Source organism: Chromohalobacter sp. 296-RDG (assembly GCF_029889885.1).
In the GTDB taxonomy this organism is placed as follows: domain Bacteria; phylum Pseudomonadota; class Gammaproteobacteria; order Pseudomonadales; family Halomonadaceae; genus Chromohalobacter.
Genome location: NZ_JARANY010000010.1, coordinates 59452 through 79858, shown reverse-complemented (window position 1 = coordinate 79858; position 20407 = coordinate 59452). Strand labels below are relative to the sequence as shown.

The window sequence follows — 20407 nt, the reverse complement described above, 5'->3', positions numbered from 1 at the left end:
GACATGTCTAGCGTAAATGAAGTAAGCGCCCGGCTCGAGGCCGGGCGCTTTCATGTATCAGGTATCACGCGTTCTCGCCGCGCGTGCATACGGAAAGCACTACGGCGTCCGAGTCGCTGACGGACACCAGGGCGTGGCCCATGTCGCTGTCGAAATAGATGCTGTCGCCGTGGGTCAGGCGTAGCGGCTCGTAGAACTCGGTATAAAGCAGGATGTCGCCGTCGAGCACCATCAGGAATTCCTCGCCGTCATGGCGCACCCACTCCTGGAATTCATCGAAGCTACGGGCGCGGACGATGGTCTTGAAGGGAATCATTCGCTTTTGGGCCATCTGCCACGAGAGAAGTTCGTGCTCATAGGTTGGCGTGGGGTGCTGCTGGCCTTCGCCGACGCGCGTCAGATCGCGGCGACCGAGTGTGCGCGCCTGCGGTTTGGGCGGCGTCAGCAGTTGCGGTAGGTCGATCCCGAGACCGCCGATGAGTTTCTGTACGGCGCTGAAGGTAGGTGAGGTCTGATCGTTCTCGATCTTGGACAGCGTCGAACGTGCCAAACCGGTACGTTGGCTGACATCTTCCAGGGTCCAGTGATTGGACAGGCGAATTTCCTTGAGGCGATCACCCAGACGTAGCGGCTCGACGAACGCTTTGCGTCCAGAGGCGATGCGCAGGGCGGCGTCGCTATCGGTTTGGGCAGTCATGGGGTTCCACGATAGGAAATAAAGTTTCCGTTAGGATACCACAGCCCGATGGGGCGGGGGAGCTAGGCGTCGTTCGGGGTACTCAAGAGTCGCCGAGAGGAAAGCCCAGCAGCGCCTTGAGATGTGCCTCGACACTGGTACCCAAGGCGTCCAGATGGTAGCCCCCCTCGAGCACCGAGACTAAGCGTCCTTCGGCGTATACACGGGCGATATCCAAGGCGAGTTGCGTGACCCAGAAATAATCGGATTCAACAAGATTGAGCTCTGCCATGGGGTCGTTGCGGTGAGCATCGAACCCTGCCGAGAGCATGATCAACTGCGGTTTGAAGGCTTGCAGCGCGGGAAGCCACTGCGTTTCCACGCGGCGGCGAAACTCATTGCCCTTGGCCCCTGCGGCCAAGGGAGTATTGATGACGTTGCCCCACGCGCCATCCTGATAGCGCCAAGGGTAGAAGGGCGATTGAAAGCTCGAACAGACCAGGACACCGGGGTCGTCCTTGAAGATATCGACCGTGCCGTTGCCCTGATGGACATCGAAATCCAGCACGGCGATGCGCTCGATGCCATAACGCTGGCGGGCGTGAGCCACCCCGATGGCAACGTTGTTATAGAAACAAAAGCCCATCGCCGAGCAGCGTTCTGCATGGTGCCCGGGCGGACGCACGGCGCAGAAGACGTTGTCCGCCTGGTGCCGGAAGACCTGATCGACGCCACGTACGACCGCGCCGGCGGCGACGCCTGCGGCGCCGAGCGTGTCCTGGTTCATGTAGGTCTCGCCATCGAGCTCGCTCAAGCCTTCCTGCGGGGCATTGGCCTCGAGCATCTCCAGATACTGCGGACAATGCGCGAGGGCAAGCGTCTGTGCTTTTACCGGCTGTGCCTCGGATTGCATGGTATGCGTCAATACACCGCTCAAGGCCAAGCGAGCGCGTATGGCTTCAAGGCGCTTGGGGCTCTCGGGATGGCTAGGCCCCATGAAATGCCGCATGCAACCGGGGTGAGTAATATACGCAGTGATCATGGGAACTCCATCCAGAGGACGTCTATCGGTTGAGACGATGGGCGCATGCTGTCCGCGTGGGACTTTAAGGCCTGATAGGATGTGAGAACAGTGCCCATAGGTCGAACGGTGTCATCGCGGTTTTGGCGAGAGGCCATGTTGAGACTAGGCCGTCCGCGCCGCGCGATGGTGAGCGGCAAATCAAGCGGGAGAGATTGCTGTGGGAACGCGTTTTCTGCGTCACTTTTTCGCGCCACATAGCGTGGCAGTGATCGGCGCTTCGGAGAAGCCGCATTCGATGGGCGGCATGGTGCTTGGCAACCTGCTCGAAGCGGGGTTTTCCGGCACGCTGTGGGCGGTTAACCCACGTGGTTATGACGCGGTGTATGGCGTGTCCTGCGTAAAGCGCATTGCGGATTTGCCCGCCGTGCCGGACTTGGCGATTCTCTGCAATCCAGTGGAGGGTGTGCCGCGTAGCATCGAAGCGCTGGGCAAGCTGGGGGCACGCGCGGCCTTGGTGCTTTCCGGGGGCTCCTATCTCGACGATCGCACCCAGGATGGCGGCTCGCTGCGAGAGCGTATGCTCAAGGCGGCGCTGCGCTCGGGGATCCGCGTGTTGGGGCCGGAGTGTCTGGGGATCGTGGTGCCCGGCAACAAGCTCAACGCCACTTATGCCAGCCAGCCGATCAAGGCAGGGCGCGTCGCCTATCTGGGGCAATCGGGGATGCTTGGCAATGCCATGATCGACTGGGCGGCGGGGCGAGACATCGGCTTTTCGCACCTGGTAACGCTGGGTGACAGCGTCGATGTGATGCTGTCCGACCTCATGGATTACATCAACCAGTACTCGCCGACACGCGCCTTGCTGCTGCATTTGGAGCGGGTGCACGATGCGCAGCACTTCATGACCGCGCTGCGCGATGCCTCACGACACCGGTTGGTGCTGGCGATCAAGAGCGGACGCTCGGTGCAGTCGACACTGACGCATGAACCGCAGACGCCGGGGATCGATAATCGCGATGTGATATTCGACGCGGCGCTGGCGCGCGCCGGGGTCGTGCGCGTGGACGATTCCGATGAGTTGTTCGATGCACTGGAGACACTGACGCGGATGCGTCCGTTGCGCGGTGATCGCTTGGCTATCGTAGCGAATGGGTTGGGGCCGGCGCTCTTGGCGATCGACAAGCTGGTGCTTGCTGGCGGCAAGCTGGCGGAATTCAACGATGTTACTCGCGATGCGCTGGTGCAGGGGGAGTTCGATGTCAGTTTGCCGGGGCGCAATCCCGTCGATTTGGGCGGTAACGCCTCGCCCGAGCGGTTCGTAGAGGCGCTGGAAATCGTGGCGGCCGATGCCAACGTGGATGCCGTACTGGTGGTGCATGCGCCGACTCGCCTGGCGCCCTCCAAGACCACAGCCGAGGCGCTGATCGCCAATCGCAAACGCTTCAAGCGCAACCTGCTGACTAGTTGGATGGGACTCGAGGAAGCGCTAAAGGCGCGCCATGAGTGCAATCTGGCGGGCATTCCCACCTATATCTCACCAGAGAAAGCCGTCAAGGCTTTCATGCACATGGTTGATTATCAACGTGTGCAGACGCTTTTGCAGGAAACCCCGCCAAGCCTGCCCTTCACGACACACCCCGACATCCGCGCCCGCTGCCATCGTTTGATCGCCTCGGCCAAGCAGCGTGAGCGCGATCTCCTGACGCATCAGGAAACGGCGGAGGTTCTGGCCGCCTATGGCATACCCTCGGCACCGAGCCAGTATATCTTCGGCCCCGAGGAAGCGCTTCAAGCCGCGCGGGATATCGATGGCCCCATGGCACTGAAAATCGTGCATGCCAATAACTGCGTGCCGTTCCGTTATCGCAAGCACCCACATAAGCTCTCTGCGGGATTGATACAAGATCTCGAGACGCCGGAGCAGGTGGCCGATGGTGTGCGGCGTCTGGGTGACAAGGTCCGCGAAAAATTCCCCGAAAGCCCGATTTTCAGCTACTGCCTGCAACGCATGCAGCGCGGCAAGGCGTCGATGCAACTTTGCGCAGGCATCACGCGTGATCCGGTGTTCGGGCCGGTCATTGTCTTCGGCATCGGCGGTTACAAGATCAATGTGCTGGCGGATCGTCAGGTGGCCTTGCCGCCGCTGAACATGACGCTGGCTAACGAGCTGGTATCGCGTACGCATGCGTATCGCCTGATCCGTGAGCACGCCTCTGATCCCGAAAAGGACGTCGAGCGCCTCTGCGAACTGCTGGTCAAACTCTCGCAGATCGCGTCGGATTTGCCTGAACTCCAGGGGTTGGAGCTCAATCCGCTATTGCTCAATCGTGATGGTGTCGTGGCGGTGGACTTTGCCATGGATCTGGGCCAGCCCGCGTACCATGCGATCATGCCGTATCCCGAGGAACTGCGTGAATGGCGCGCGTTAGGCAATGGCATGGATGTTGAAGTGCGCCCGATCCGGGGCGAGGACGCGCCGCTGATCACGCTCTTCCACGAGCGGCTTTCCGAGGAAAGCATTCGCTTTCGTTACTTCCACCACAAGGCAGATCTGACGCAGCGCGATCTGGCCGTGCTGTCGCAGATCAATTACGACCGCCAAATGGCGTTCATCGCCGAGCATGCGCGACCCGATGGCAGTAAGGAAATGCTGGGCGTAGTGCGTGTGTGGAACGATCCGGACAATATCCGCACGGAATTTTCCGTAATCATTCGCGATGATCTCCACGGACATGGTCTCGGTAGCCTGCTGATGGAGAAGATGATCCGCTACTGCAAGGGCCTCGGCATCCTCGAGATGGTCGGCACGGTGATGCTCGACAATCAGCCCATGCGCGCATTGCTGAAACACTTGGGCTTCAGTTTTCGCTATGACATGGAAGAGCAGGTGGTCGAGGCCTCCTTGCGGCTCAACGAGCCGAGCAACGACTGGCAACGCCACCGGCTTGAGAGTCCGACGGAATAAGACCCCTTGGTTGATCTTCCGATGTCGCGACGAAGCTGCTGAAGGTCGCCTCCGTCGCTAGCCGAGCTCGGCTAGCGAGTATGATCGAGATGCTTGGCGGCGCGTGCCGGGTTATTGAACCATAGATCAATCATCAGCTGTTTTTATTTGAAGCGTTATCAATAAGTAGGTATGATTCGGCACGAAACATAACGAAATTTTATCTTCATGATCATCTCTTATCATCTCCATGACCATAATAAGAGCCAGGAACTGACCCGCCAGATACTCGCAACGTGACATTGCCGAGCGCTCTTGCTTCGCAAGGGCATGGCGACGACTTGACCAAAGCAGGCAAGCCTATGACTGAAACAGACGAAACCAACATCAAGATTCAGGTGCGCGGCCTGAGCAAAGTGTTCGGCTCCCAGCCGAAGAAAGCACTTGAGCTGCGTAACCAAGGGAAAAAGCGTCCCGAGATTCTTGAGAAAACCGGCCAGACCCTGGGTCTTTCCAATATCGACTTCGACGTACGTGAAGGCGAACTTCTCGTCATCATGGGTCTGTCGGGTTCCGGGAAATCGACGCTGATCCGCTGTCTAAACCGCCTCATCGAGCCCACCGAGGGCGATATCGTGATTGATGGCCAGAACATTCCCAAGCTCAGCGAGAAAGAGTTGCTGGAATGCCGGCGTCGTCACTTTTCGATGGTTTTTCAGAATTTCGCGCTATTTCCGCATAAAACCGTGCAGGAAAACGCCGAATACGGTCTTGAGGTGCGTGGTGTCGAGAAAGCCTCTCGCGTGGAAAGCGCTCGCAATTCCCTCAAGCAGGTAGGGCTCGATGGGTGGGAAGATGCCTATCCGAGCCAGCTTTCAGGGGGGATGCAGCAGCGTGTCGGTTTGGCTCGTGCGCTGGCCAACGATGCCACCGTGATGCTGATGGACGAGGCGTTTTCGGCGCTTGATCCGCTCATCCGCAAGGATATGCAGCAAGAGCTGATCGAGTTGCAGCATCGCATGAAGAAGACCACCATCTTCATCACTCATGACCTCGACGAGGCGATCAGCATCGGCGATCGCATCATCCTGCTCAAGGATGGCGAGGTCGTGCAAAGTGGTACACCTGAAGAAATTCTGACACGGCCTGCAGACGATTACGTGGCCCGCTTCGTAGAAGGCGTGGATATGTCGCGTATCTTGACGGCAAATAGTGCCTTGCGCCCTGTGCGTGCCACGGCACGTGATAGCGATGGACCGCGCACCGTATTGCGCAAGATGAGCGACAATGGGCTGGACTCCATTTATGTCGTCGGTCGCGACCGCACCCTGATGGGGATCGTGAGTGTCGACGACGTCGATGCCGCCGCCAAGGCGGGTAAGGATACGGTCAGCGAGTTGATCCAGAACGACTTCCCGAAGGCCGGTCCGGATGAACCGATGAACAACCTCTTTGCCATGTTCAATGACAAAAGCTACCCGATTGCCATCGTCGACGATAATCAGCGTCTATTGGGCGTGGTCGTGAAAGGCGCGGTACTCGAACAACTGGCTGAAGCGGGAGAGCACTGATGGCAATTGATATTCCACGCATTCCCCTCGGCGGGGGCATCGAAGACGGACTTAACTTTCTGACATCGCATTACTCCGTGGTGACGCGAGGCATCTCACGGGTCACACAGAGTGGGATCACGGTGCTCAACGAGGGGCTGATGTGGCTACCCGAATGGGCGCTGATGGCGATCATTGCGCTGATCTGCTGGCGAGTTGCCAACCTGCGTCTCGGTATCGGGGCAGTGTTGGGTCTGGCCTTGATCTGGAATCTTGGCCTTTGGGACCCGATGATCGAGACCTTGACGCTGGTGGTGATCGCCACCGTGGTCGCGGTCGTCATTGCCATGCCTGTTGGGGTGCTCGCGGCCATGTCGGATCGCTTCTATAGTGTCATCATGCCGGTTCTGGATTTCATGCAGACCATGCCGGCCTTCGTTTATCTGATTCCGGCCATTCCGTTTTTCGGCATTGGGTCGGTGTCGGCCATTTTTGCCACGGTGATCTTTTCGATGCCGCCGGCGATACGCTTCACGACATTGGGTATTCGACAGGTGCCCAAGGACTTGATAGAAGCGGCGGATGCGTTCGGTGCCACGCGTAGTCAGAAGCTGATCAAGATACAGTTTCCTCTGTCTTTGTCGACGGTCATGGCCGGCATCAATCAGACGATCATGCTAGCGTTGTCGATGGTCGTGATCGCGGCGATGATCGGGGCCGATGGCCTGGGTAGCGAAGTATGGCGTGCTATCCAGCGCCTGCGTCCCGGCGATGGTTTCGAAGCCGGTATTGCAGTGGTAATCCTTGCCATGTTGCTGGATCGCATCACGCAAGCGCTTCGCAAGCCGAAAAAGAAAACTAGCTAGAAGCAAGGCGTAATAAAGCGCCATGTATCGAGCATGTGCTCGAAAAAAACGGTCGTTGGCCGTTCCGGTAGGATCTCCCATCAATAATAGAAGGGGAATAACGATGACACGCACTCCATTGACTAAAGCGGTACGCTATGGCGCCATCATGATAGCTGCCGGTGCAGGGCTCAATGCGGGCATCGCGCAAGCGCAGGATAGCAAGGGTGATATCACGCTCGCCTATGTCGAGTGGTCTTCCGAAGTAGCCTCCACCAACGTGGTTCGAGCAGTGCTCGAAGAGCAAGGCTATAACGTGAAGATGTCGTCACTGTCTGCCGCTGCGATGTGGCAAGCCGTCGCTTATGGCGATGCTGATGGCATGGTGGCGGCATGGTTGCCTTCCACGCATGAGCAGTACCTGAAGGAGGTGGGCGACGAGGTCGAGAACCTGGGGCCGAATCTTGAGGGTACCAAGCTAGGGCTTGTAGTTCCTTCTTATACCGATATCTCATCTATCGGTGAACTTGATGACAAAGCCGATGTCGTCAATGACGAGATCGTGGGGATCGATCCCGGTGCTGGCCTCATGAACCTGACCGAGAAGGCCATTGAAGAGTACAGTCTTGGTGATGCTATCAACCTGCAATCAGGTAGCGGCGCCACCATGACCGCTGCGCTGGATAGCGCCATCAAGAACGATGAAGATATCGTGGTCGCCGGTTGGACGCCGCACTGGATGTTCGCACGTTGGGACCTCAAGTATCTGGACGATCCCAAGAATGCCTACGGTGGCGCCGAGCACATCAATACTGTCGTGCGCCAAGGGCTGAAGGACGATATGCCGGAAGCCTACGCGATTCTCGATAACTTCGAGTGGACCCCGGATCAGATGGGCGAAGTGATGCTCATGAATCAGGAAGAAGGTTCCGATCCGTACGAAAACGCCAAGAAGTGGGTCGACGAGCACCCCGATGTCGTCGATGAGTGGGTGAACGGCGACAGCTGATAAGCGTTACTTTCGACATTATTTGTCGAGGAGCGTTGAACCAGACGCCCGGTCCTTGAAGGACCGGGCGTTTTATATGATGGGCTTAATCAAAACGCTGGATGGTCAAGCCTCAAGATTAAGGCGCCAAGCGCGTTTTGCTCCAGACTGCATCCTGCTCGTGATGGCGATAGCGAATACGATCATGGAGACGATTGGATTGGCCTTGCCAGAACTCCAGAATATACGGTCGAACACGATAGCCTCCCCAATGAGGCGGGCGCTCGACGCTTTGGTCGGAATAGACCTGTTCGAAGCGTTGCTTGCGTTCTTCCAGCCATTCGCGGTCGGGGATTTCCACGCTTTGCTGGGAAATCCAAGCGCCTAGCTGGCTGTCCCGAGGACGGCTGGCGAAATACTCATCTGAAATGCTGGCCTCGGTTTTTTCCACGCGTCCTTCGATACGTATCTGTCGGTGAAGGGTGGGCCACCAGAGCACCAGGGCGGCATGAGGAACATTGGCCAGCTCACTGCCTTTGTGGCTTTGGTAGTTGGTGAAGAATACGAAACCTTGCTCGTCGAAATGCTTGAGCAATACTACGCGGGCGTGAGGGAGCCCTTGACTATCGACGGTGGCCAACGTCATTGCGTTGGGATCTTGCGGTTCATGCTCACGGGCGGCCGAGAACCAGGCCTGAAATAAGTCGATGGGCGATGCCGGCGTGTGTTCGTCGGAGAGCGTCTCGCCGGCGTACTCGCGTCGCAGGTCAGCGATATCGTAATTCATGGTCTTCCTCTCCTAAGTGTGCATTCATCATTATTGGGCGGCGGCATTCGACGGACATTTCCTGTGAATGCCGGCTTATCCAGGCGAACGCAGTCATACCCATCAGGATAGCGCTCCAGGCGGTCGAGATAGGTAAAAGTCGTCGTGTCGATGGCAGAGGCTTCCTCCGTGATGAGCGCACGCAGCATGAGTGTCATCCTTGTGCAGGGTGAGATCAGAGTGTCTGCCACCAGGCATACAAGGCAAATACCGCGCCACATGCCAGCCAGCCGAGTAACGCGTAGGGCAAGTTCCAGCGCATCATGTCCCGGGACTTGATGCCGTAGCGAACGCATAGCGCGAGGTTGCTGCCCGACAAGGGGCTACAGCCGGTCCCTAGCGCCCAACTCATTAGAAACAGCATGCCCAGCAAGGTTGGGTCCGGTCCCAGGGGTTGCACCAGCGGCGCGATCGTGGCGATGCCGACAAGCGGGTGAATACCCACGAACGCCAATATCACGAGAATACCTTGCGTGATCCAGGCGGCGAAACTCCCGAAATGATCAAGCGGAAGGAACTGTCGGTCCGGCGCACTGGCCAGCAGAGCGGCAAGACCGCTTGAGATGAGCCCGGCGGCGAGAAATAATGCGAATTGGGGCCCCAGGCGCGGCAATCCATCGTTGAGTTGTTTATGCAGTCGGTCACGGCGCTCGCGCGAGGGGACCAGCAGCGTTGCGAACAGTGGCGATACGATGCTGATGATCAAGGGAATGGATAAGCTCGGCCAGATGAAATGCGCCACGATGACGCTCAACGCCAGTACGCCGGGGAGTACAAGACTGCTCTTGCCGAGCGGGTAACCGATGAATTCACCGGGTAGGCGCAGCGCATCGATTGTTACCAGCGCCAGCAGGAGCAACGATGCAAAAAGTCCCCACGGGAGCAACGCAAGGAAGTCGATGCCCGGCGCATAGGTCAGGGCGACCCCCATGGCGACGAAGAACGGCGACCAGGCCGCTGCTGCCGGGAAGGCGCGTCCTAGGACGATGGCCTGTTGGCGCGTCAGGCGTCCTTGACGTTGCATGCGATCCCCGAACAGAAACAGCACGGAAAGATTGATGACCGCCCCGAAGAGATGCACGCCCAGCAACGTGCCCCAGAAGCTACCGCGCCGTTCGCTCTGGGTATCATTATCCTCGAGCGGACGCGCCATGGAGAGAAAGCTGACGCCGGCGAACATCATCAGCAAGGGCTGATTGACGCTGAGTCCGGCAACCAGCGAGGCTGGCGTCTCGCGCCATAGAGCGACTCCCCAGATGATCACTCCGACGAGACCCAGCCACATGGCTTGTCGTTGGGAGGCGCGTGGCAGTTGCAAGCTCAGGCGAAATGTGGCGAGCCATCCCAGAATTGCGGCCGGCCATAACGGCAGGTGGAGCAAGGCGCAAGCGATGCTGACGACGAGCATCGCGAGGATGAGGCAGCTCGACGGACGCAGTGGCATTTCTCAGCCTGTCAGCTGTTGTCGGCGCCAGCGTGCATACGCGGCAGCACTAACGAACAAGACGAGGGCCGCAAGTGTTTCCAGCGTCCCCCATGCCAGCCGGCCCGGTAGCTGGGCGATCATCAGCCCCTGCAAGATATACAGCAGGCTGACGAATGCGAGCATGACGTGCCCACGCGGGCGTCGGGTGATTATAGGGGGCAAGAAGAGCACCAGTGGCAAGAGGCGGACGGCGATCGGCATCAGGCCGACCTGACCACTGGCATGTAGTTGCCAGCCGCCGATAAGCTGCAAGATGGCCAGTGCCGCCAAGCTACCCCAGACGCCTCGACGTGCTTGTATCGTGACGTATGCTAGCCCGTGGCGTGTCGCCAGTTGATCGAGCTGTTGACGCATCATGTCGCCTCATGAAGTGAACGCATGGCCAGAGCGAGGCGTCCCAGCCGCTCGCCCTGTGCACGTGCCAGTGCCGTTTCGTCCTCATCCAGGTGGCGATCTGCCTGTGCGCCGGCAAGATGGCTCGTGCCATAGGGTGTACCACCGGAGTGCGTTGTCAGTAGGCGTGTCTCGCGATAGGGCACGCCTGCGTAGACCATGCCGTGATGCAGCAGGGGAATCAGCATGGTCAATAGCGTGGCTTCCTGTCCGCCGTGCAGGCTGGCCGTGGAGGTGAACGCGGTGGCGGGTTTGTCGGCGAGGATGCCGTTCATCCAAAGCTCGCTGGTGGTATCCAGGAAGTATTTGAGGGGCGAGGCCATGTTGCCAAACCGCGTGGGGCTGCCCAACGCCAGGCCATGGCAGTGGCGGAGGTCGTCCAGGGTCGCGTAGACAGCCCCTTCGGCAGGAATTTGCGGGTCGACCGCTTCGCACGTCGTGGAAACGGGGGGAACGGTACGTAGCCGTGCCGCGATGCCGGAGGTGTTTTCTACGCCGGCGGCGAGCTGTTCCGCCATCTCTCGCGTGGCGCCGTTCCGCGAATAGAACAGGACGAGTACATAGGGTGTTTCAGAAGCGGGGCGAGTCATGGTTGGCCTCGTGTCATGGGATATCGATCATTCGATCAAATCGAGAAGAGCTTCCGGGGGACGACCGATGCGGGCGTACGTACCATCGTCGAGTATCGGACGTTGCATGAGCCGAGGATAGTCGGCAATGGCCTGCAAGCGTTCCTCGTCGCTGGGATTCTGGAGCGCCAAGGCTTTCCATTGGGCCTCGTTGGTGCGCATCAGGGCCGGCACGCCACCCTCGAGGCGCTGTGCGAGTCCACGAAGGTGCGAGATGTCGAGTGGCGCATCGAGATAGCGATGCACGTTGACGTCGACGTGGCGGGCCTCGAGCAGGGCCAAGGCCTCTCGCGACTTGGAACAGCGCGGGTTGTGGTAAAGTGTAAAAGTCGTCATGCCTTGACTCCGGCAGTTGGGGGCGACCAATCAAATAATTAGCCAAGCATTGTAGAGTGCCACATGCGACGCCCACAACTCCTCGACCGCCGCTGGCCCGCCTTCATTCTGCGTAGCCTGCGCGAACTGATACAGCGTTTCGATTCTCACGATGGGCTCAAGACTGCCTCGGCGTTGACCTATACCACTTTGTTCGCCGTGGTTCCTTTCATGACCGTCGTTTATGCGATGCTGTCGGCCATCCCCAGCTTTCAGGGAATCAGCGAACAACTTCAGGGCCTGATCTTCAGCCAGTTCGTGCCCGCCACGGGATCGGCGCTGGTCGAGCACCTGCGTGACTTCTCTCGCCAGGCGCGTAGCCTGACGTTGATCGGGCTGATCTTCCTGTTGGTGACGGCCGTCATGATGATGGTGACCGTCGAAAGGGCATTCAACACGATCTGGCATGTGTCGCGTAGTCGGCGGGGAGTGTCCAGCTTTCTGCTCTATTGGGCGGTGTTGACGCTCGGTCCGCTGTTGATCGGTTCGGGGTTTCTGTTGTCTTCCTATCTGGCGTCATTGACGCTGGTACGCGGCGCTGCTGATGTACTGGGCGGGCCGGCAACCTTCTTGCGCTTATTGCCGTTGACGTTGAGTTTCACGGCCTTCGTCTTCATCTACATGGCAGTCCCCAATTGCCGCGTACGATTTCGGCATGCTGTGGCCGGGGCGGGGATGGCGGCACTGGCGCTGGAGCTTGCCAAGGGCGCCTTTTCGCTGTATGTCACCTATTTTCCCTCCTATCAGGTGATCTACGGCACCTTCGCTGCCGTGCCCTTGTTTCTGATATGGGTGTTTCTGTCCTGGACGATTGTCTTGGTCGGAGCCGAGCTGGCCGCTTGGCTGAGTGAGCGGCGACGTGTCGAATGGCGCTATTGGCCGCCGTTCTGGCAAGCTTTTGGGGTAGTGTCCCGGCTTCATGAAGCGCATCAGCATGGACGGTCTCTGGCTGATCGAGAATTGGTGATGTGCCTGGGATCGCGGTACACGCAAGTGATGGTGCCTCTGGAAAAGCTGGGGGTTGCCGCTCAGCTCGACAATGATCGCTGGATGCTGGGGCGCGACCTGGGCGTGCTGACGCTCTGGGAGTTCCAGCGCGCCATGCCGTGGCCGGTGCCACTCGGCGAAAATGCGCCGACGAGTGAAATGACGCTCGTGCATGCTGCACTCCAGGAAGCCGAAGAGCACCGCCAGCAGATATTGACGCAGCCTATGGAGTGCTTACTGCACTCGGCGCGCGAATGATGAAGTTGCATTGCAGCAAAATACTTTTATACCGTTATCTATTATTAATGACTCAAGGCTAAAACTTCTCGGTTCATTGCAAGCGTCGATAGACCCAAGCACTTTGCCCACTAGCGAGTTTGACATTTACGCGTCGATAACGCTCTCCCAAGTGTTCGTATCGGTCCAAGCGTTTGAGCTCATCGCTAGTGACCGAAAGGGTGTATCCATCGACCTGCTGGTTTGGTGCCGGTGAAATATCCAGCTCATCACGCGCATAACCTCGAAGCCTGGAGGGTGTCTTGGGGCCGGCACGTCGCATGACCAGCCAGCGGATCGGCGCATAACGCAGGGTGCCATACACGAACACCGTGTGATGCTCGAGACGACCATCCATGATCGGTGGATTGGTAGGCGCCTCATAGCCATAGGGGCTCTGGAAGGTATACCAGAGGTAGCCGAACACGGAGACGATAACGATCACGGCGGCACCCCCGATTCTATAAACCCAGCGCATTGACATCTCCCGAGTTCTTGAAGTGCGAGGAAGCGGACGAATGAGGTAGGACACCGACGTTTGTACTTGCCGCCAAGGGCGGGGAGTGTGGCATTATCTCGTTAGCTTGGGAATCGTCAAGGCTTCCCGAGATCGTGGGCCATAGGAAAGCAAACCAATGAGCCAGCACATGCGGGACGATCTATTTCGGCAGGCGTTAGGGGAAGACGTTCAGCCCTTGACCAAAGGACGCGACAAGGCGGATGTCGAGCATTCACCCTCCGCCCCTTCCGAGGCTCAATTGACACGCCGTGCTCAGGCCGAGGCCGACGACAAGGAGAGCAATTTCTTATCCGATGAATTCGTCGATCTGATAGGGCCGGCCGACTCCATCGAGTATCGCCGGGATGGCATTCAGATCGGTGTGCTCGAGCGTTTGCGACATGGTGGTTATGCCCCGGAGGCGTATTTGCACGTACAGAAGAGGCCGCTTGAGGTATGCCGCCGCGAACTGTTCCGGTTCATAAGAGACGCGCGCGAGCATGATTTGCGCTGTGTGTTGATCGTGCATGGTCGCAGCAAGGAAGCCGAAGGGCATGCGAATATCGTGCGTTCCTACGTCGGTAAGTGGCTAGCGCAGTTCGACGATGTGCAGGCCTATGCCTCGGCGCATAAAAGTCATGGTGGCTTGGGCGCCACCTATGCCATGTTGCGAAAGTCGGAGCGTGCCCGCGCCAGAAATCGCGAGCGCCAACAGAAACGGCGTGGCTGACTCCCTTTCTGTAGGGGGAGAAAAAGCGGGCTGTCGGAGAGAAAAAACGGGGAAGAAGTGAGGAAAAGGCCGACGACGTTCTCGTGTGAGCGTGTCGGCCAATGCCTGGCCAGATCAGGCGCTTTCGCGCATACGCCGTCTGAACAGAGGCTCCAGCGTGTCAGTGCCAGGCTGATAGCTGAGGCTGAACGTGTCCAGGGCATTGAGTGCGTCCTCGATGACTTGATCCTCGCGTAGCAGGAAGGCATCGAAGCCACAGCGCGACATGTAATAAAGTTGATCGATCAGGACGTCGCCGACTGCGCGAATCTGCCCCTGATACCCATGACGCTCTCGAAGCTGACGCGCAATGCTGTAGCCGCGTCCATCGGTGAATTTGGGAAAGTCGATGGCAATCAGCGGCGCATCGAGCAGTTGCTCGGCGAGTGCGGGTGTGAGCTCGGTATCGCTGGCCAGCAACGGCGCGACGTCGTCGCGGGACATTTCCTGCCATTCCACCAGCGGGACGATGATGCGCTCGTTCTGGGGGCGTGATGCATCTGCCTCGCAAAGTACCCATTCATCGTCCTGGACGCGGCGCTCGGCGATCAGGGTGCGTGACTGATCAGGCATAGACATGCTCCTTGAAGGGTTTCAAGCCGATGCGGCGATAGGTGTCGATGAACGTCTCGTCGGGCGTACGTTCGCCGACATAGACTTGCAACAGTTTGTCGATCACGTTGGTCACGTCTTCCCGGTAGAAAGACGGACCCAGAATCTTGCCCAGTGAAGACTCGTTGCCCTGACTACCACCCAGTGAAATCTGGTAATACTCTTCGCCTTTCTTGTCGACGCCAAGAATGCCGATGTGACCCACGTGGTGATGTCCGCAGGCGTTCATGCAGCCGGAGATATTGAGCTCCAGCGGCCCCAGGTCATACAGGAAGTCGAGGTTCTCGAAGCGCTGCTGGATTTCCTGGGCAACCGGGATCGACTTAGCATTGGCCAGCGAACAGTAATCGCCACCGGGGCAGCAAATCAGGTCGGCCAGGGTACCTACAGTGGGATTGGCCATGCCCAGCGTCTCGAGTCGTTGCCAGAGTGCTTCCATACGATCAACTGGCACATCGGTTAGCACTAGGTTCTGCTCGTGCGTGACGCGCAGCTCGCCATGACCGAATTCGTCGGCCAGGTCCGCGACGGCAGCCATGTCTTCGGAGGTCACGTCGCCGGGCGAATGGTCGTGGCGCTTGAGCGATAGCGTCACGGCTTTGTAACCGGGGACTTTGTGATCGGTGACGTTATTGGTCACGAAACGTGCGAAGCCGCGGTTTTCACCACGCAACCGCTCGTAGGCCTGGATGGCATCCTCAGCCACGGCACGACGTGGCGGCTCGACGAAGTGGTCAGCCACGGCGGAAATCGCCTCGTCGGTCAGCGTCTGAGGACCATCTTTAAGATGCGCCCATTCCGCTTCGGCGCGACGCCGGAATTCGTCGATGCCCAGCGCCTTGACCAGAATCTTGATACGCGCCTTGAATTTGTTGTCGCGCCGTCCGTATTGGTTGTAGACGCGCAGGATGGCTTCGAGATACGTCAGCAGGTGCTGCCACGGCAGGTCTTCACACATCACGGCGCCGATCATCGGCGTGCGGCCCAGCCCGCCACCGGCCAGCACCTTGACGCGGACCTCACCCGCTTCATTGCGCCAGAAGCGAAGACCCACATCGTGTACCTGGATAGCTGCGCGGTCTTCTTCGGCACCGGTGACGGCGATCTTGAACTTGCGTGGCAAGTAGGCGAACTCCGGATGAAAGGTCGACCACTGACGAATCAACTCACACCAAGGGCGGGGATCGACATCTTCGTCGCCGGCGATGCCGGAGAATTGATCGGTCGTGGTGTTGCGGATGTCGTTGCCGCTGGTCTGAATGGCATGCATTTGCACGCTAGCCAGGTCGGCCAGGATGTCCGGTACGTCTTCGAGTTTCGGCCAGTTCAGCTGCAGGTTGGTGCGTGTGGTGAAATGGCCATAGCCGCGATCGTAGCGTGCGGCGATCTCGCCCAGCTTGCGTAGCTGATGGGAGGCCAGCATGCCGTATGGAATGGCAATACGCAGCATCGGCGCATAGCGCTGAACATAAAGACCGTTCTGCACGCGCAGCGGTAGAAATTCCTCGTCGCTGATCTTGCCTTCGAGATAGCGGCGCATCTGGTCGCGGAACTGGGCGACGCGCTCGTCGACGAGCGTTTGGTCGTACGTGTCGTACCGATACATACAGGCGGTGTCCTGCTAGTCACATGGATTGCCGTAGCAGGGCACCTTACCCTGCCTTCTATATTCTTTGAAAGAATAAATAATAATAGCTTATTGCATTTATGTTATTAAAAAGATCATGCGATGACGTCTCTCATTCAGGATCGTAGGACAGCACGGGCGACAGCCAGCGCTCGAGCTCCTTCAACGGCATCTGCTTGCGCATCGACAGCGATTCGACCTGATCCCGCCCGATCTTGCCGGTGGAGAAGTACTTCGAGTGCGGATGCGAGAAATACCAACCGGAGACCGCTGCCGAAGGCCACATGGCGTAGCTGTCGGTCAGCTCGATTCCCGTCTTGGCCGTGGCATCCAATAGCCGGAAGAGCGTCGCCTTTTCGGTATGATCCGGGCAGGCGGGATAGCCGGGAGCAGGACGGATGCCCTGGTATTTCTCGGCGATCAGCGCGTCGTTGTCCAGGGCTTCATTGGGCACATAGCCCCAGAATTCCTTGCGTACACGCTCGTGCATGCGTTCGGCGAAAGCTTCCGCCAAGCGATCGGCCAGGGCCTTGACCATGATGGCGTTGTAGTCGTCGCCGGCCGCTTCGTATTGCTTTGCCAGCTCGTCCGCGCCGTGTCCGGTAGTTACTGCGAAACCGCCGATCCAGTCCTGCTTGTCGCTGGGCTCGCCGTTTTCCAGGTCTCGTGGCGCGATGAAGTCGGCAAGGCTCTGGCAGATACCGTCGCGGTTCTTGGTGGTCTGCTGGCGAATATGATGAAGACGCTCGATCACCTCGCGGCGCGAGGCGTCGGCATAGATCTCGAGGCTGTCGTCATCGACGCTGTTGGCCGGCCACATGCCGATCACGCCACGCGCCGTTATGTGATGCTCATTGATCAGCTTGCGCAGCATCGTCCGAGCATCGGCAAACAGGCTGCGGGCCGCCTCGCCAACCACCTTATCCTCGAGAATCTTGGGATACTTGCCGGATAGCTGCCAGCTCATGAAGAAGGGCGTCCAGTCGATGCGTTCGACCAGCTCTTCCAGCGGATAATCATCGAATATCTTGAGCCCGCTGAAGGTCGGTTCGGGCGGCGTGTAATCGGCCCAATCGAGCGCGGGTTGGCGTTCGCGCGCCTCATTGTAAGCGAGGTCGGCGGCCTTGGGGCGACGCTTGGCGTTGCGCTCGCGGACCTTGTCGTATTCCTCGCGTATTTCCTCGACATAACTCGGCTTGAGGGTCGGCGATAGCAAACGGCTGGCGACGCCGACGGCGCGCGAGGCATCACTGACGTAGATGACCGGTTGTTCGTACTGTGGCGCGATCTTGACTGAGGTGTGGGCCTTGGAGGTCGTCGCGCCGCCGATCAGCAATGGGGTGGTGAATCCCTGGCGTTGCATTTCCTTGGCCACATGGACCATCTCGTCCAGCGACGGCGTAATCAGCCCGGATAGGCCGATGATATCGGCGTTGTGCTCGCGCGCGGCGGCGAAGACTTGCTCCGCCGGCATCATCACTCCGAGGTCGATGACCTCGTAGTTGTTGCACTGTAGAACCACGCCGACGATGTTCTTGCCGATATCATGAACGTCGCCCTTGACCGTGGCCATGACGATCTTGCCCTTGGCCTGGGTTCCCGCGCTCTTCTCGGCTTCGATGTAAGGGATGAGATAGGCGACCGCCTGTTTCATGACCCGCGCCGACTTGACCACCTGGGGCAGGAACATCTTGCCATCGCTGAACAGGTCGCCGACCACGTTCATGCCATCCATCAGGGGGCCTTCGATGACCTCGATCGGGCGCTCGGCACGTTGTCGCGCCAGTTCGGTGTCGTCTTCGATGTACGCGGTAATGCCCTTGATCAAGGCATGCTCGATGCGTTTCTCGACTTCCCAGCTACGCCATTCCAGATCTTCCTTCTTCTCGCCACCGCTGCCGTCGCCCTTGTACTTGTCGGCGATGTCGAGCAAGCGCTCCGTACCGTCGTCGCGACGGTTGAGGACCACGTCTTCGACTGCGTCGCGCAGTTCAGCGGGCAGGTCGTCGTAGACCGCGAGCTGCCCGGCGTTGACGATGCCCATGCTCAGTCCGGCCTTGATGGCATGGTAGAGGAACACCGAGTGGATCGCTTCGCGCACCGCGTTGTTCCCGCGAAACGAGAACGAGACGTTGGACACGCCACCCGAGAGCATGGCATGCGGCAGATGCTCGCGAATCCACTGCGAAGCCTCGATGAAATCGACGGCGTAGTTGTTGTGCTCCTCGATGCCCGTAGCGATGGCGAAGATATTGGGATCGAAGATGATGTCTTCGGCCGGAAAGCCGATGTCGTCGACCAGCAGTCGGTAGGCGCGCTCGCATATCTGCGTCTTGCGCTGGAAGGTGTCCGCCTGGCCTTGCTCGTCGAAGGCCATGACCACGATGGCAGCCCCGTAGCGATGGCAGGCCATGGCCTGTTGGCGAAAGGCGTCTTCGCCTTCCTTGAGCGAGATCGAGTTGACCACCGCCTTGCCCTGGACGCATTTAAGCCCCGCCTCGATGATCTCCCACTTCGAAGAGTCGAGCATGATCGGTACGCGCGAGATATCAGGCTCCGAGGCGATCAGGTTCAAAAAGCGCACCATGGCTTCCTGGGACTCGAGCATGCCCTCGTCCATGTTGATGTCGATGACCTGAGCGCCGTTCTCGACCTGCTCCAGCGCGACTTCGAGAGCGGTGGTGTAGTCTTCTTCCTTGATCAAGCGCTTGAAGCGTGCCGACCCAGTGACGTTGGTACGCTCGCCGACGTTGACGAATAGCGAGTCCGCTTCGATGTTGAATGGCTCCAACCCTGCGAGACGGCAGGCCTTGGGGCGCTCGGCGACGTGACGGGGCGCCAGCTCGCTCACTGCCTCGCGAATGGCGGCAATATGCTCCGGCGCGGTACCGCAACAGCCGCCGATGATATTGACCATGCCGCTTTCGGCGAATTCACGCACGATCGATGCCATTTCCTCGGCGGTCTGGTCGTATTCGCCGAACTCGTTGGGCAGCCCCGCGTTGGGGTGCGCCGAGACAAAGGTATCGGCCTTGTGGGAAAGTTCTTCGAGATAGGGACGCAGTTCTGCCGCGCCAAGGGCGCAATTGAGCCCTACGGACAGCGGTTGAGCGTGACGGATCGAGTTCCAGAGCGCCTCGGTGGTCTGTCCGGAAAGCGTGCGCCCGGAGGCGTCGGTGATGGTGCCCGATATCATCACCGGCCAACGCGCGCCGCGCGCCTCGAATAGCCTTTCGAGCGCATAGATGGCTGCCTTGGCGTTGAGTGTGTCGAAGATGGTCTCGAGCATGAACAGATCGACACCGCCGTCGATCAGGGCGTCGGCCGCCTCGTAGTAGTTGTCGAACAACTGATCGAACGTGACATTGCGCTTGGCGGGATCGTTGACATCCGGCGAGAGTGACGCCGTGCGTGAGGTTGGCCCCAGTACGCCAGCCACATAACGGGGCACGCCGGTTTCCGAGCCCACTGCCTCGCAGACGTCCTTGGCCAGGTGCGCCGCTTCACGGTTGATCTCGGGCACCAGGGCCTGCATGCCGTAATCGGATTGCGACAATTGGGTGCTGTTGAAGGTATTGGTCTCGACGATGTCCGCGCCAGCTTCGAGATAGGCGCGATGAATGTCACGCACCACATCAGGACGCGTCAGCACCAGCAAGTCATTGTTGCCCTTGAGATCGCCCGGCCAGCCGGCGAAGCGTTGTCCCCGAAAGTCGTCTTCATTCAGCTCGTGGCCCTGGAGCATGGTGCCCATGCCGCCATCGAGGATCATGATGCGCCGTGCCAGCTGTTCGTGAAGCGACGAGAACGAAGCGGCGAGTGTCAATGACGAAGCAGTGGCGGCAGGCATGTCGACGTATTTCTCCAGCGGGATCCGAGCGATAGGGCGAACGTCAGCGAG

The 20407-nt window shown here is 59.1% G+C and carries 18 protein-coding genes; 6 read left to right on the top strand and 12 right to left on the bottom strand.

What is annotated here, in order from left to right; genetic code table 11:
* Window positions 1-64: 64 nt before the first annotated feature.
* Together OP495_RS06330 and OP495_RS06325 are read right to left on the bottom strand one after the other, a co-directional pair.
* A complete protein-coding gene (locus tag OP495_RS06330) occupies window positions 65-697 on the bottom strand; it encodes an XRE family transcriptional regulator (RefSeq protein WP_280562013.1) in 633 nt (210 codons plus the stop codon).
* A gap of 82 nt (window positions 698-779) precedes the next feature.
* Window positions 780-1718, bottom strand: a complete 939-nt coding sequence (locus OP495_RS06325; RefSeq protein ID WP_280567915.1) for a histone deacetylase family protein — start codon at window positions 1716-1718, stop codon at window positions 780-782.
* Between the two features lie 199 nt (window positions 1719-1917).
* Here OP495_RS06325 and OP495_RS06320 point away from each other — a divergent pair, with 199 nt between their 5' ends.
* From OP495_RS06320 to OP495_RS06305, 4 genes are all read left to right on the top strand, one after another.
* Window positions 1918-4665 carry a bifunctional acetate--CoA ligase family protein/GNAT family N-acetyltransferase gene (locus OP495_RS06320; RefSeq protein WP_280567908.1) on the top strand — a complete coding sequence of 916 codons (2748 nt, stop codon included), beginning with the start codon at window positions 1918-1920 and terminating at the stop codon, window positions 4663-4665.
* Between the two features lie 341 nt (window positions 4666-5006).
* Window positions 5007-6215, top strand: coding sequence for a glycine betaine/L-proline ABC transporter ATP-binding protein (locus tag OP495_RS06315; protein ID WP_280562010.1), 1209 nt, complete (start codon window positions 5007-5009; stop codon window positions 6213-6215).
* Window positions 6215-7060 (top strand): proline/glycine betaine ABC transporter permease, encoded by an 846-nt coding sequence (locus OP495_RS06310; RefSeq protein WP_280562008.1) that lies wholly within the window; start codon window positions 6215-6217, stop codon window positions 7058-7060. The genes OP495_RS06315 and OP495_RS06310 overlap by 1 nt, the downstream gene beginning before the upstream one ends.
* Window positions 7061-7163: 103 nt before the next feature.
* Window positions 7164-8048, top strand: a complete 885-nt coding sequence (locus tag OP495_RS06305) for a glycine betaine ABC transporter substrate-binding protein (protein WP_280562007.1) — start codon at window positions 7164-7166, stop codon at window positions 8046-8048.
* Window positions 8049-8166: 118 nt separating this feature from the next.
* On the opposite strand, the gene pdxH is transcribed toward OP495_RS06305, so the two are convergent.
* From pdxH to arsC, 6 genes are read right to left on the bottom strand one after another with little or no spacing between them, the layout of a single operon-like run.
* Window positions 8167-8814 (bottom strand): pyridoxamine 5'-phosphate oxidase, encoded by a 648-nt coding sequence (gene pdxH, locus OP495_RS06300; protein WP_280567906.1) that lies wholly within the window; start codon window positions 8812-8814, stop codon window positions 8167-8169.
* Window positions 8811-9002: a hypothetical protein gene (locus tag OP495_RS06295; protein WP_280562005.1), complete on the bottom strand. Its 192-nt coding sequence runs from the start codon at window positions 9000-9002 to the stop codon at window positions 8811-8813. Before OP495_RS06295 ends, pdxH begins: the two co-directional genes overlap by 4 nt.
* 26 nt (window positions 9003-9028) lie before the next feature.
* Complete coding sequence (locus OP495_RS06290) at window positions 9029-10297, bottom strand: hypothetical protein (RefSeq protein ID WP_280562004.1); 1269 nt, start codon at window positions 10295-10297, stop codon at window positions 9029-9031.
* A gap of 3 nt (window positions 10298-10300) precedes the next feature.
* Complete coding sequence (locus OP495_RS06285; protein ID WP_280562003.1) at window positions 10301-10696, bottom strand: DUF2069 domain-containing protein; 396 nt, start codon at window positions 10694-10696, stop codon at window positions 10301-10303.
* The gene (gene wrbA, locus OP495_RS06280) at window positions 10693-11322 is read right to left on the bottom strand and encodes an NAD(P)H:quinone oxidoreductase (RefSeq protein WP_280567904.1); all 630 of its coding nucleotides are present in this window, start codon (window positions 11320-11322) and stop codon (window positions 10693-10695) included. Before wrbA ends, OP495_RS06285 begins: the two co-directional genes overlap by 4 nt.
* A 27-nt stretch (window positions 11323-11349) precedes the next feature.
* Window positions 11350-11697, bottom strand: a complete 348-nt coding sequence (gene arsC, locus OP495_RS06275; RefSeq protein ID WP_280567902.1) for an arsenate reductase (glutaredoxin) — start codon at window positions 11695-11697, stop codon at window positions 11350-11352.
* A 63-nt stretch (window positions 11698-11760) separates the two neighbouring features.
* Here arsC and OP495_RS06270 point away from each other — a divergent pair, with 63 nt between their 5' ends.
* The gene (locus OP495_RS06270) at window positions 11761-12981 is read left to right on the top strand and encodes a YihY family inner membrane protein (protein WP_280567900.1); all 1221 of its coding nucleotides are present in this window, start codon (window positions 11761-11763) and stop codon (window positions 12979-12981) included.
* 73 nt (window positions 12982-13054) lie between these two features.
* On the opposite strand, the gene OP495_RS06265 is transcribed toward OP495_RS06270, so the two are convergent.
* The gene (locus tag OP495_RS06265; protein ID WP_280567898.1) at window positions 13055-13477 is read right to left on the bottom strand and encodes a gamma-glutamylcyclotransferase; all 423 of its coding nucleotides are present in this window, start codon (window positions 13475-13477) and stop codon (window positions 13055-13057) included.
* A gap of 157 nt (window positions 13478-13634) precedes the next feature.
* Between OP495_RS06265 and smrA the strand changes: the two genes are divergently transcribed.
* A complete protein-coding gene (gene smrA, locus OP495_RS06260) occupies window positions 13635-14228 on the top strand; it encodes a DNA endonuclease SmrA (protein WP_280567895.1) in 594 nt (197 codons plus the stop codon).
* 114 nt (window positions 14229-14342) lie between these two features.
* Here smrA and OP495_RS06255 read toward each other — a convergent pair whose 3' ends face one another.
* The 3 genes from OP495_RS06255 to metH all read right to left on the bottom strand — a co-directional run bounded on the left by OP495_RS06255 (window position 14343) and on the right by metH (window position 20356).
* Window positions 14343-14840, bottom strand: coding sequence for a DUF934 domain-containing protein (locus tag OP495_RS06255; RefSeq protein ID WP_280561995.1), 498 nt, complete (start codon window positions 14838-14840; stop codon window positions 14343-14345).
* Window positions 14833-16485 (bottom strand): nitrite/sulfite reductase, encoded by a 1653-nt coding sequence (locus OP495_RS06250; protein ID WP_280567892.1) that lies wholly within the window; start codon window positions 16483-16485, stop codon window positions 14833-14835. Before OP495_RS06250 ends, OP495_RS06255 begins: the two co-directional genes overlap by 8 nt.
* Before the next feature lie 133 nt (window positions 16486-16618).
* Window positions 16619-20356 carry a methionine synthase gene (gene metH / locus OP495_RS06245; RefSeq protein WP_280567889.1) on the bottom strand — a complete coding sequence of 1246 codons (3738 nt, stop codon included), beginning with the start codon at window positions 20354-20356 and terminating at the stop codon, window positions 16619-16621.
* Between the last annotated feature and the right edge of the window lie 51 nt (window positions 20357-20407).

Bases quoted from the DNA above. Each gene is read 5' to 3' on its own strand.
- OP495_RS06265 (WP_280567898.1), bottom strand. From the start codon at position 13,477: ATGCGCTGGGTTTATAGAATCGGGGGTGCCGCCGTGATCGTTATCGTC.
- OP495_RS06310 (WP_280562008.1), top strand. From the start codon at position 6,215: ATGGCAATTGATATTCCACGCATTCCCCTCGGCGGGGGCATCGAAGAC.
- OP495_RS06330 (WP_280562013.1), bottom strand. From the start codon at position 697: ATGACTGCCCAAACCGATAGCGACGCCGCCCTGCGCATCGCCTCTGGA.
- arsC (WP_280567902.1), bottom strand. From the start codon at position 11,697: ATGACGACTTTTACACTTTACCACAACCCGCGCTGTTCCAAGTCGCGA.
- smrA (WP_280567895.1), top strand. From the start codon at position 13,635: ATGAGCCAGCACATGCGGGACGATCTATTTCGGCAGGCGTTAGGGGAA.
- OP495_RS06315 (WP_280562010.1), top strand. From the start codon at position 5,007: ATGACTGAAACAGACGAAACCAACATCAAGATTCAGGTGCGCGGCCTG.
- OP495_RS06325 (WP_280567915.1), bottom strand. From the start codon at position 1,718: ATGATCACTGCGTATATTACTCACCCCGGTTGCATGCGGCATTTCATG.
- wrbA (WP_280567904.1), bottom strand. From the start codon at position 11,322: ATGACTCGCCCCGCTTCTGAAACACCCTATGTACTCGTCCTGTTCTAT.
- OP495_RS06285 (WP_280562003.1), bottom strand. From the start codon at position 10,696: ATGATGCGTCAACAGCTCGATCAACTGGCGACACGCCACGGGCTAGCA.
- OP495_RS06295 (WP_280562005.1), bottom strand. From the start codon at position 9,002: ATGCTGCGTGCGCTCATCACGGAGGAAGCCTCTGCCATCGACACGACG.
- OP495_RS06255 (WP_280561995.1), bottom strand. From the start codon at position 14,840: ATGCCTGATCAGTCACGCACCCTGATCGCCGAGCGCCGCGTCCAGGAC.
- OP495_RS06305 (WP_280562007.1), top strand. From the start codon at position 7,164: ATGACACGCACTCCATTGACTAAAGCGGTACGCTATGGCGCCATCATG.
- OP495_RS06270 (WP_280567900.1), top strand. From the start codon at position 11,761: ATGCGACGCCCACAACTCCTCGACCGCCGCTGGCCCGCCTTCATTCTG.
- OP495_RS06290 (WP_280562004.1), bottom strand. From the start codon at position 10,297: ATGCCACTGCGTCCGTCGAGCTGCCTCATCCTCGCGATGCTCGTCGTC.
- OP495_RS06250 (WP_280567892.1), bottom strand. From the start codon at position 16,485: ATGTATCGGTACGACACGTACGACCAAACGCTCGTCGACGAGCGCGTC.
- pdxH (WP_280567906.1), bottom strand. From the start codon at position 8,814: ATGAATTACGATATCGCTGACCTGCGACGCGAGTACGCCGGCGAGACG.
- metH (WP_280567889.1), bottom strand. From the start codon at position 20,356: ATGCCTGCCGCCACTGCTTCGTCATTGACACTCGCCGCTTCGTTCTCG.